The organism is Arthrobacter sp. NQ4, from assembly GCF_029077345.1.
Taxonomy (GTDB): domain Bacteria; phylum Actinomycetota; class Actinomycetes; order Actinomycetales; family Micrococcaceae; genus Arthrobacter.
Genome location: NZ_JARETC010000021.1, coordinates 20,207 through 31,067, shown reverse-complemented (window position 1 = coordinate 31,067; position 10,861 = coordinate 20,207). Strand labels below are relative to the sequence as shown.

The window sequence follows — 10,861 nt, the reverse complement described above, 5'->3', positions numbered from 1 at the left end:
GGGGAGGTGTCAATGATGCAGGAAACCCTCGCGGGCCTACCCCCTGGGCTGGTGGTTGCGGTGCCGTCGCTGTGCTCCGGGGGGGGCCCTCCCCCCAAGGACCCCCCCCCCCGAAGACCGTCCGGGGGCGCCCCGCCCCCCCCCCGTTCGTCGCCGTTCCCGGGGGGCCCGGCCCGCCGCCCGGGGGGAGGAAAAGGGGGGGGGGGGCGGCCCTTTGGGGGCTTGCCCCGCCTCTTTGCACCGGCTGATGCCCTGCGCCCGACTTTCGGGTTTCCTGTTGCGATGGAGTATGCAGGAACATCTGCCGGCGGGCTTGTAAAGGAACGCCTCCCGGCCGTCACCGGCCTAGAGCGTCCTGGGATCTTCGGCGTACATCTTCAGCCTGATGTCCAAGGCGTCCGACATGTGGCGGGCGGCGATCTCCCCCGCCCGTTTGGAGTCGCCGTCCCCGATGGCGGCCAGCAGGCTGGCGTATTCCGCCAGGACCACCGGCCACCGTCCCGGGTAGGTCAGCGTGGTGAGGGTGTACCGGCGCACCTGCTGGTCCAGGCGTTCCAGCAGTCCGATCAGCGACGGGCTGTGCGTGGCGTGCCACAGCTGGGCGTGGAAGGCGCGGTTGGTTTCGGCGAGCGCCCGGCCGTCACTGGGATCCAGCTGCTGCATCTGCGTCAGCAGCCCCGCGAGCAGCTGGCGGTCCAGGGCGGTTGCCTTGACGGCGGCCTTGGCAGCCGCGGCCTGCTCCAGGATGATCCTCGACTCGTAGATGTCGATGATTTCTTCGGCCGAGTGCGTGCGGACCACCACCGCCTTGCCGCGCCGTTCCACCAGCCCGTCCTGCTCCAGCCGCTGCAGCGCCTCCCGCACGGGCGTGCGGGAAGCCCCGTAGCGCTCGGTGAGCTTGGCCTCCGTGAGCGGCTCGTCAGGGGCAAAGACGCTCGCGAGAACGTCCTCGCGGAGCCGCTGATGGATGGGACTGGCCACTTTTTCCTCTTTTCCGTTGCTGGTGGGGCTGCTGGGTTGCTTAGGCGATGGAGCCGGCGCGGCGGCCGAAGACGGCGCCCGCCGCAAGCCCGGAGCCGCCGGGGTAGTTTCCGCTGAACAGTCCGCCCAGCGCTTCCCCGCAGGCATACAGCCCTTCGAGCGGCTCCGCGTCTTCGCTGAGCACGCGGCCCCAGGTGTCCGTCTTGAGGCCACCGAACGTGAAGGTGATGCCGCAGGTCACCGGGAAAGCGTAGAACGGGCCGGTGGAGATGCTGCGGGCCCAGTTGCTCTTCGGCGGCTGGGTCTCCGCACGGCGTCCGTCCTTGACGTTGGGGTCAAAGGGCGCACCCTCAGTGATCGAAGCATTGAAGTCCTGCACCGTTTCCTCCAGCCCCTCGGGACTGATGCCGGCTTTCTGGGCCAGCTCGGCGAGGGTCGGCGCGGTGACCACCGAGACGCCCGGCATGTCGTACTCCTCGGCCCGCAGCATGGGGCGGGAGGAGGCGTCGAAGATCTGGAAGGCAGCCGATCCGGGCTGGGCAAGGATGTCCCGGCCGTACCTCGCGTAGGTGTAGTTGCGGTAGTCGGCGCCCTCGTCCACGAACCGCTTGCCCTCGCTGTTCACCACGATGCCCAGCGGGTACCCGCCGCGGGTGAGCTGGTTGGTGAGCTCCAGGTTGCTCTCGTTCTCCGGGTGCCAGGCGTCCCAGGCCACGCTGTGGCAGGTGGACCAGTCGCCGCCCCTGGCCGCCCCGGCGTCGAGGGCGGCGAGGATCATCTCCCCCGTGTTGCCCGGCGTGCCGCGTACCTTCGCGTTTTGCCAGCCCTCCCCCAGGTGCTGGCGGCGCAGTTCAGGTGAGGCTTCAAAACCTCCCGAGGCGAGGATGACCGACTCGGCCCGGAGCTCACCTTCTCCGGTTGAGGTGCGGTACCGGACGCCGCGCACGCGGCCGTCCTCCTGGATGAGGCCGGTGGCTGCGCAGTCGTAGATGACCTCAACGCCCATGCGCTCCGCGGCGGCGCGGTGGTCGGCCATGAGCCCCTTGCCGCCACCCACGTTGCCCACGTGCAGGCCGCCCCAGAACAGATACCCGCCGTCCTGGGTCCGGTAAGCCTGGCGCTCGTACATCAGGCGGTATTTGAGTCCCATGCCCTGAAGCCAGCGCAGGGTCGGGTTGCTTTCGCTGACCAGGACCGCGGACAGTTCGGGGTCGTTGCGCCCTTCGGAGACCTTGGACAGATCGGCAAGGTATTCGGCGGCGGTGTAGGCGGGGACTTCGCTGGCGGCGTGCCGCTCATCAGATTCCACGAATTCGATCAGCTCCTGGAGCCCGTCATGGGAGATGCGCGTGGCACCGGCGGTGTAGAAGCTGTTGCCGCCCGAGGCGGCTTCCCGTGCCTTTTCCAGCAGGACCACTTTGCGTCCACGCTCGGCGGCTGCAAGTGCTGCCGCAAATCCGGCGTTGCCGCCGCCCACTACCAAAACGTCGCTCTTGATCATCATCAATCTCCTCAGCTCCATCGCTGTACACGATTGTATACATAGGTATGCCGTCGCATGCAATAGCGGCTTGGCACTTGCTATGCGGGCCTGGCGGATGAGGTTTTGGTCTGGGGTTTGGGGCTACCCCAGGCGCGGGCTGCTGATTTCCTGGGCGTCGATGTACATCTGAATGCGGATGTTCTTGGCCTCGTCCATGTGGGCGCTGGCGATGCGGCCGGCCTCCTCCGCGTTCCGTGCGCGGATGGCCACCAGCAGCTCCTCATGCTCCTTCAGTACGCGGTCCCAGCGCTCTTTGGTGGAGAGCGTAGTGCCGGGGTAGCGGATGAAGTGGACCAGGATCCGGTCGAGCAGGTCAAGAAGGGCGGCGCTGTGGCTGGCGGCCCAGATGCGCTCGTGGAAGGTGCGGTTGGCGGCGGCCAGTTCAGCCGGAGTGGCAGCATCAAAATCAAGGGTGACCATGGCCTGGTGCGCGCGGTCGATCAGCATCAGGTCCATGTCGGTATGCCGGAGGGCCGCGGTTTTAGCCGCCGCCTCCTCCAGGAAGGTCCGCACCTCATAGAGGTCCAGCATTTCCTCCGGGCGGTACTCCCGCACCTGCATGCGTGAACCGTAGCGCTCCACGAGCCCCTCGGTTTCGAGGCGCCGCAATGCTTCCCTGATGGGCGTCCGGGAGACGTTGTATTTCTTGGCCAGGGCGCTTTCGACGAGCTGGGCACGGGGAGGCAGCTCCTGCGAGATGATGGCGTTCCTGATCATCAGGTAGGGGCTTGTCTCTGGTTGCGACGCCACGGGCGGCCTCCGGTCTTCATGGAAACAAGCGGCAGGGCGCGCCGGCGCCATACCTTTAGCCGCAATTCTAACGCACTGCATACCGTTCAGGCGCGCTGTGAACACCGTGCCAATTTTTGGTCCGCGTTCTGAGGACACAAAGCACCCAAACCTCCGCATCAGTATTCATATCCAAATGACTGTTGCTTAACTTACATCAACGGTATACCGTTTGTGACCAACGCCATACAGAAGGGCAAAAGCCGGATTCCGGTTGGCCGAGCTTTGAACATTCACCCGGCGACTGCACACGGCAGGGCGCGGTATTTCAGGAGAACCAATGACGCTTCTATTCAGGGAAGAGCCGCAGGCCGGTACCCTCCCGGTCACCCCGGTACCGGCCACCCTCGTCCGTGGCGGCACCAGCAAGTGCTGGATATTCCGGGACGAGGACCTTCCGGCCGACGCCCTGGAGACGGACCGTCTCCTCATCCGCACCTTCGGCTCCCCGGACCTTCGCCAGATCGACGGAGTAGGCGGCGCCTCGTCCACCACCAGCAAGGCGATCACTGTGGCCGGTCCCGACCCGGACGGAACGGTCCGCTACCGGTTCGCCCAGGTGGCCATCGACAAGCCGGCAGTGGAGTGGGCCAGCAACTGCGGCAACTGCGCAACAGCGCTGGGCCTGTACGCGCTCCACGCCGGGCTGGTCGCTCCCACCGGGGAAGTCACCCGGGTCCCCATCCTGAACACCGTGACCGGGCTGCGCCTGGTCTGCGAGATCCCCACACCGGGGGCGCAGGTACCCGCTTACGGCGGGCGGCGCCTCGACGGCCAGCACTACCCCGGCGTCCCCATCGACGTCATCTTCCAGAAGACTTCCTGGTCCAGCTACGGAGCACAGTTCCCCACGGGCAGCGCCACGGATGAGCTTGAGGTCGACGGGAAGCGGTACCAGGCGACACTGATCGACGCCGGCGCCCCGGCCGCGCTCTTCGACGCCCAGGACCTGGGGCTGGACGCAACCGGCAGCGAGGAAGCCTTGGAGGCCCTGGTCCGGCTTGCCCCGCAGCTGCGCGCAGCGGCTGCCCGCAGGATGGGCCTTCCGCAGGACCTCACATCCATTCCGAAGGTTGGCATCGTGGGGCCTCCGCCCACGGGCGCAACCGGCGTCTCGGCCCGGATGATCTCGATGACCGCACTGCACCCCGCCATCGGCCTCACCAGCGCGGTCGCCGTCGCTGCCGCCTCGGGCACACCAGGCAGCGTGGTTCAGCGCAGCGTGGTCCCGGCGGCGGAGGCCGGACTCTTTATCCACTTACTGAAAGGCAAGACGGCGCTGGCATTGGATGCAGCCGATCCCGCTGAAGTCTCCTTTCAACGCTCGGCCCGCGTCATCAGCGAAAGCACCATCCTGGTACCCAGCGACTGAAGAAACCCCTACCGGACAAACCCAGCCAAGGAATCAGCCATGAAAATCAGCATTCAAAACCTGCAGCTGAAGTACGGAAGCTTCACTGCCATCGAAAACCTCAACCTCGACATCGAAAACGGCGAGGCCCTGGTCCTCCTGGGCCAGTCCGGTTGCGGCAAGACCAGCACCATGCGCTGCATCGCCGGCCTGGAGGAACCCACCTCGGGGCGGATCATCATCGACGACGTCGTGGTCTTCGACTCCGAAAAAGGCATCAACCTGCCCCCGAACAAGCGCAACGTCGGCATGGTCTTCCAGTCCTACGCGGTATGGCCGCACATGACGGTGGCCCAAAACGTTGCCTACTCCCTCAAGCAGAAGAAGCTTTCCAAGAGCGAAATCGATGAGCGCGTCATGGAGGCCCTCACGCTGGTGGGCCTGGAACCCTACGCCGACCGCGGCGCCAGCCTGCTCAGCGGCGGCCAGATGCAGCGCGTCGCCCTGGCGCGCAGCCTGGTCATGCGGCCCAGCGTGCTCATGCTCGACGAACCGCTCTCCAACCTTGACGCCCGCCTGCGTGACCGGCTCCGCGTTGAACTGCGTGAAATCCAGCTCCAGCTGGGGCTCACCTGTGTGTACGTCACCCACGACCAGCACGAAGCCTTCGCCCTTGCAGACCGCATCGCCCTGCTCCAGGGCGGCCGGATTGTGCAGATGGGCGCCCCGCAGCACATGTACGAGGCGCCCGCCAGCGCTTCGATCGCCCACTTCCTCGGTGTTTCCAACATCATGGACTGCACCCCGGAGGGCACCGCCACCGGGTCCACCACCGCACGCATCACCAACAGCGAGCTCACCATCCAGTCGGCGCAGCAGGCCAGCGACGCCGGCACATCCCCCAAGGTGTGCATCCGGGCCGAGGACCTGCAGATCACCGCCATGCCCACCGAACACCCCAACTCATGGCCGGGAACGGTCCGCGTGGCGGGCTTCCAGGGGAATGACATCCGGTACGCGATCCAGCTGGAATCGGGGCCCGAGCTGGACGCACTGGGCGGCTTGCGCCGCGGCGAACAGCACAAAGTGGGGGACCGCGTGTGGGTCACCGTCAACCCCCGCGAAGTCCAGATCCTGCCGGCTGAGGTCCTCGCATGAGCCTCAAGACCACCGAAACGGCCACCCGCGCCGAGGCGCGCCTGGCACCGAAGCCCGAACCCCGGGACTACCGCGCTGCCCGGACCCTCTCGGGTCTCCGGAAAAACACGCCGGGCCTGATCGTCCTGGTCATCCTCGGCGTCCTCATCGTCCTTCCGCTTGCCCTGGTGCTGCTCGCCGCGTTCTCGGACAGCGTTCCCCGGCCGGGCAGCATCTCCCTGGGCGGCCTGACGCTGTCCAACCTGGCGCTGCTGGCCACCCCGGAAGCACTCGGCGCGTTGGTCAATTCGCTCATGGTCGGTGCCGGCTCGGCCCTGATCGCCCTGCTGATCGGCGCGTTCCTGGCCTTCGTGTGCGCCCGCTCCGATGCGCCATGGCGGAAGTTCATCTTCTTCATCGGCATGGCGCCGATGTTCATCCCCGCCCTGGTGGGCGCCCTGGCGTGGTCGCTGCTGTGCTCCCCCAGCGCCGGCTACATCAACATCTTCCTCCGCGACCTGGGCATTGATGCCGCGATCAACATCTACAGCCTGCCGGGCCTGGTATTCGTGCTGGGAATCTTCTACGCCCCGTACGCCTTCCTGCTGCTGCACAGCTCGCTGTCGATGATGAACGCCGATCTCGAAGAGGCTGCCACCGTCCACGGGGCACCGCTGCGCACCATGCTGCGGACCGTCACCCTGCCCCTGGCACTGCCGGCCATCCTGGGCTCCGCGGTCCTGGTCTTCGCGCTGACGATGGAGAACTTCCCGGTGGCCCAGGTCATCGGCAACCCCGCCGGCGTGGACACGCTGCCCACGTACATCTACCGCCTCATGAGCGCCACTCCCGCCAAGAGCAACCAGGCGGCCAGCGTCGCGGTGATCCTGACCGTTGCGCTGATGGCCGTGACCCTGATCCAGCAGCGCATCATCAACAAGCGCAAATTCACCACCATGACCGGCAAGGGCAACCGTCCCCGGCAGGTGCCGCTGCGCAAGATGCGCTGGCCCTTCACGATCATCGCCCTGGCCTACTTCGCGGTCTCCGTCGTCCTGCCCATGCTCGCCCTGCTCGCCGCGTCCATGCAGGCCACCCCGTTCGTGTCCTCGATGTCGCAGCTGCTCGAAGCGAATTCCCTCAGCTTCGCCAAGCTGGGCGAGGTCCTGGGCTCCAACGACTTCCAGCTCGCCCTCAAGAACAGTGTCCTGGTGGCCCTGATCGCAGCCTTCGCCGGCACCACGCTCAGCTTCATCGCCTCCTACATCCGGTACCGCACCAAGTCCAAGGTGGGGCGCCTGATCGAACTGGTCGCCATGACCCCCCTGGCCGTCCCCGCCATCGTCATGGGCATCGGACTGCTCTGGACCTGGCTGCTGCTGCCGCTGCCCATCTACGGCACCCTGGCGATCCTCGCCGTCGCCTGCGTTGCAGTGTTCATGCCCCAGGGCTACCGCGGCGTCTCCGCCTCGATGCTCCAGATGGACCAGGACCTCGAGGACAGCGCAGTGATGCTTGGCGCCGGCCGGACCAGGTCCGTCCTGGACGTCACCCTGCCCCTGATGCGCGTGGGCATCATGTCCTCGTTCCTGCTGTTCCTGATGCTCTCCATGCGTGAGCTCAGCGCCTCCATCTTCCTCTTCACCTCGAACACCCGGATCCTGTCCATCCTCGTGTTCGACAACTTCGACAACGGCCAGAGCCAGGCAGCTGCGGCCGTCAGCGTCCTGTACTGCCTCGTCATCGGGATCCTCGCCGTCATCGCCCAAAAAGTCGGCGGCGAACGCAAGACCAAGAACTGACCTTCCACCCACCTTTGAAAGGGACACCCACAATGAAGTTAGCGTCCAAGCTCCCCGCCCTCACCGCCGCCGGAGTGCTCCTGGCCCTCAGCCTGACGGGCTGCGGAAGCGCCGCCCAGAGTGCCGGCGTCGTCACGGCCAGTGCGGCTGTGAAGACCGACGACGGGCTGGTCATCAACGGCGAGTCCATCGCGGACAAGGCCACCTACGAGAAGGCCAAGACCCAGACCCTGTCCCTCTACTCCGGCTACACCGATTCCTCGGAAAGCGCCCTGGTGGACGCCTTCACCAAGGACACCGGCATCAAGGTCAACGTTGTCCGGCTCACCCCGAATAAGCTCTCCGAACGCGTACTGTCCGAGCAGGGTGCCGGCAAGCTCAGCGCCGACGTCATCCGCACGTCCGACTACCGGATCGCCAAGTCCATGGAGGACGCCAAGGTCTGGAAGGCCTATGACGTCCCCGGCGCCTCGGCCCTGAAGGACGTTTCCGTGGACGGCGGCCAGTTCACCCGCATGTTCAACTCCGTGTACACCCTGGGCTACAACACCCAGCTCGTAAAGGAAGCCGATGCCCCCAAGTCCTGGGCGGACGCCGTCGGCGGCAAGTGGCAGGGCAAGCTGGGCATCGTCCAGGGCGGTTCGGGCGGCAGCACCGCGGCGCTGAACAGGTTCATGGAAACCAAGATGGGCGGCGACTACTTCGCCAAGTACGCTGCGCAGAAGCCCAAGATCTACGACTCCCTGGGTGCTGAAGCCACGGCCTTGGCCCGCGGCGAAGTGGCCGTCGGCACGGTCACCATCAGCGGCACCAACATCTCGGCCGTCCAGGACAAGGCTCCGGTCAAGTTCATCGTCCCCGAGGAAGGGCTGGTCTCCTACGACTACTACCTGGGCATGACGGGCACCGCCACCAACGTGGAAGCCGCGAAGGTCTTCATGAACTACAACCTTTCCAAGCAGGGCCAGCAGGTCTTCGCGCAGATCGGTGAATACCCGGTCCGCACGGACGTGGCACCGCCCACCATCATGGGCGTGACCCTCCCCGCCGTCGACTCCGGCAAGGTCTTCCGCATGCAGAACACCGACGCTGTGACCTTCGGCAAGGACGATCTTGCCAAGTGGAACCAGGTGTTCGGCTACACCAAGTAACCCCGAAATTCCATGCCTGGGGACCCGGCCTCCGCCGGGTCCCCAGGCTTTTTGGTTTCACCCACCATCAGGAGGCCCTGTGACCGCCGCCCCGGAACTTCCGCTGCCCCGGAACACCTCATCCCTGCTGGTCCTCCAGGACGGCAGGACCGTCGTCGAACTCGGCGACACCACCCGCGCCAGCTACGTCGCCTCGGTGCGCAAGAGCCTGCTCTCGATCCTGTTCGGAATCCAGGTGGACGCCGGCACGGTCAGCCTCGATGCCACCCTCGGTGAGCTCGGTGTTGACGATGTGGGCGGCCTGCTGCCCCTCGAGAAGACGGCGCGGCTCCGCGACCTCCTGACCTCGCGGTCGGGGGTCTACCATCCGCCCTCCAGCCCGGGCAGTGACGAGGATGCCTTCCCTCCCCGCGGCACCAAGGCGCCGGGGCAGTACTTCGTCTACAACAACTGGGATTTCAACGCCGCCGGCGCGATTTTTGAGAAGGCCAGCGGCCTGACGGTCTTTGACGCGTTCGAGAAGTTCCTGGCCGGTCCGCTGGGGTTTGACGACTACGACCCCACCCGCCAGCGCATGCTCGGGGACGCCCAAAAGTCCGCCTTCCCGGCCTACCACTTCTTCCTCTCCGCCCGGGACCTGGCAAAGATCGGGCTGCTGATGGCCGGCGGCGGGCAGTGGGAGGGCCGGCAGCTTGTCCCCCGGGAGTGGGCCAGGGACAGCGTGGCCACCCAGGTCAGGCGCGCCGACATGGCGCCGGCCACCGGTTTTGGCACCTGCGACTACGGCTACCTGTGGTGGCTGCCCCGGGAACCCGGCCCGCAGTGGGAGGGGTCGTTCCTGGCTGCGGGCAACTATGGCCAGTTCCTGCTGGTCCTGCCGGCAATCCGCAGCGTCATTGTGCACCGGCGCTTCGTCAGGGACAGCTTCGCCATCGCCCGGAACACCCGCAATGCGGCTTCGACGGCGTCCCCGGCTCCGGTCACGCACGCCGAATTCATGGACCTGGCCCGTGCGCTGGTGGCCGGCCCACTGGCCCGGTAGGCGTCAGGAAAGACAGTGCACGACGGCGGCACCCTCCTGTGTCAGGAAGCCGCGCCCTTGGCGATGGACCGGAACACCTTGGTTGCCTGCTGCGCCGCGGGGCTGAGCCGCCGGTTTTCAAGGTGGGCCAGGAGGATACGGCGCTTCGGGGACCCGGCGAGGGGGACCGCCACGACGTCGGGGCGCAGGGCCATCAGGGCCAGCCTGGGTGCCAGGGCGATCCCGATGCCGGCGGCCACCATGCCCTGTGTCTCCTGGTAGTCGTTGGCGGCGAAGGCGATCCGCGGTTCGAACCCGGCGTCACGGCATACCCGGCTGAGGACGTCGGCCACGGGGTGCTCGTCGCGCACCACCCATTCCTGGTCGCTCAAGGCGCCGATGCGGACCGAGCCCAGTTTCGCTATGGGATGCTCCCGCGGTACCAGCAGCACGGTGGGATCGTTCGTCAGCCTGACCAGGGCCAGGTCGGGGTCCTCGATCTGCTGCCAGGGATAGTCCCACAGCAGCGTGAGCTCGATTTCCCGCCGCCGCAGCCGTTCCAGCAGGCCGTCCCGGCGGGCGCTGACCACCGTCACTGCCACCTCGGGGTGGCGGGCACGGAACGCCAGCACCACGTCCGGCATCAGGGAGGCCCCGCCGGTGGGGAAAGTTCCAAGCCGGAGCTGGCCCCGCCGAAGGCCCGCGAACTCCCCCATCTCGGCGCGGGCGGCCTCCACGGTCCTGTCGATGTCGTCCGCGTAGTGCAGCAGGGCGTGCCCCGCCTCGGTCAGGACCACGCCCCGGGGATGGCGCTCGATGAGGACCACGCCCATCTCCTGCTCGAGTTTCGCGATCTGCTGCGAGACCGCCGAGGTGGTGAAGGAAAGGGCGGCCGCGGCGGACGTCAGGGAGCCGGAACGGCCCACCTCGCGGAGCACGTGGAGCCGGTGGAGATCGAGGATTGCCATGTACTGAGTTTAGCAAAAGTAGATAGTCGTCCATTTATTTGCGATTGTGCTGAAGGCTCGCATCCCGGATCGTAGAAGTACAAGGTGCTGTGAAGTAGAGCACCTGCAAGTTACGAGG

9 protein-coding genes are annotated in these 10,861 nt (G+C 66.6%); 5 read left to right on the top strand and 4 right to left on the bottom strand.

From position 1 onward, the window contains the following. Positions 1–345: 345 nt before the first annotated feature. The 3 genes from PUN51_RS20300 to PUN51_RS20290 form a co-directional block, all read right to left on the bottom strand. The gene (locus PUN51_RS20300) at positions 346–981 is read right to left on the bottom strand and encodes a GntR family transcriptional regulator (RefSeq protein ID WP_275182326.1); all 636 of its coding nucleotides are present in this window, start codon (positions 979–981) and stop codon (positions 346–348) included. Positions 982–1,021: 40 nt separating this feature from the next. Next, complete coding sequence (gene tcuA, locus PUN51_RS20295; RefSeq protein ID WP_275182325.1) at positions 1,022–2,485, bottom strand: FAD-dependent tricarballylate dehydrogenase TcuA; 1,464 nt, start codon at positions 2,483–2,485, stop codon at positions 1,022–1,024. Positions 2,486–2,605: 120 nt separating this feature from the next. Then, positions 2,606–3,274 carry a GntR family transcriptional regulator gene (locus tag PUN51_RS20290; RefSeq protein WP_224023586.1) on the bottom strand — a complete coding sequence of 223 codons (669 nt, stop codon included), beginning with the start codon at positions 3,272–3,274 and terminating at the stop codon, positions 2,606–2,608. Positions 3,275–3,593: 319 nt separating this feature from the next. Between PUN51_RS20290 and PUN51_RS20285 the strand changes: the two genes are divergently transcribed. The 5 genes from PUN51_RS20285 (at position 3,594) to PUN51_RS20265 (ending at position 9,796) form a co-directional block, all read left to right on the top strand. Further along, entirely contained in the window at positions 3,594–4,685 is a 1,092-nt protein-coding gene (locus PUN51_RS20285) for a PrpF domain-containing protein (RefSeq protein ID WP_275182324.1), read from the top strand. A gap of 39 nt (positions 4,686–4,724) precedes the next feature. Then, a complete protein-coding gene (locus tag PUN51_RS20280) occupies positions 4,725–5,822 on the top strand; it encodes an ABC transporter ATP-binding protein (protein ID WP_275182323.1) in 1,098 nt (365 codons plus the stop codon). Further along, positions 5,819–7,603, top strand: a complete 1,785-nt coding sequence (locus PUN51_RS20275; protein WP_275182322.1) for an ABC transporter permease — start codon at positions 5,819–5,821, stop codon at positions 7,601–7,603. Before PUN51_RS20280 ends, PUN51_RS20275 begins: the two co-directional genes overlap by 4 nt. A gap of 32 nt (positions 7,604–7,635) precedes the next feature. Then, complete coding sequence (locus PUN51_RS20270; RefSeq protein WP_275182321.1) at positions 7,636–8,754, top strand: ABC transporter substrate-binding protein; 1,119 nt, start codon at positions 7,636–7,638, stop codon at positions 8,752–8,754. A gap of 79 nt (positions 8,755–8,833) precedes the next feature. Continuing rightward, a complete protein-coding gene (locus PUN51_RS20265) occupies positions 8,834–9,796 on the top strand; it encodes a serine hydrolase domain-containing protein (protein WP_275182319.1) in 963 nt (320 codons plus the stop codon). Between the two features lie 41 nt (positions 9,797–9,837). Here the strand turns inward: PUN51_RS20265 and PUN51_RS20260 are convergent, their stop codons facing one another. Next, positions 9,838–10,743: a LysR family transcriptional regulator gene (locus tag PUN51_RS20260; RefSeq protein ID WP_275182318.1), complete on the bottom strand. Its 906-nt coding sequence runs from the start codon at positions 10,741–10,743 to the stop codon at positions 9,838–9,840. Positions 10,744–10,861: the final 118 nt, after the last annotated feature.

Bases quoted from the DNA above. Each gene is read 5' to 3' on its own strand.
- tcuA (WP_275182325.1), bottom strand. From the start codon at position 2,485: ATGATGATCAAGAGCGACGTTTTGGTAGTGGGCGGCGGCAACGCCGGA.
- PUN51_RS20270 (WP_275182321.1), top strand. From the start codon at position 7,636: ATGAAGTTAGCGTCCAAGCTCCCCGCCCTCACCGCCGCCGGAGTGCTC.
- PUN51_RS20275 (WP_275182322.1), top strand. From the start codon at position 5,819: ATGAGCCTCAAGACCACCGAAACGGCCACCCGCGCCGAGGCGCGCCTG.
- PUN51_RS20280 (WP_275182323.1), top strand. From the start codon at position 4,725: ATGAAAATCAGCATTCAAAACCTGCAGCTGAAGTACGGAAGCTTCACT.
- PUN51_RS20260 (WP_275182318.1), bottom strand. From the start codon at position 10,743: ATGGCAATCCTCGATCTCCACCGGCTCCACGTGCTCCGCGAGGTGGGC.
- PUN51_RS20285 (WP_275182324.1), top strand. From the start codon at position 3,594: ATGACGCTTCTATTCAGGGAAGAGCCGCAGGCCGGTACCCTCCCGGTC.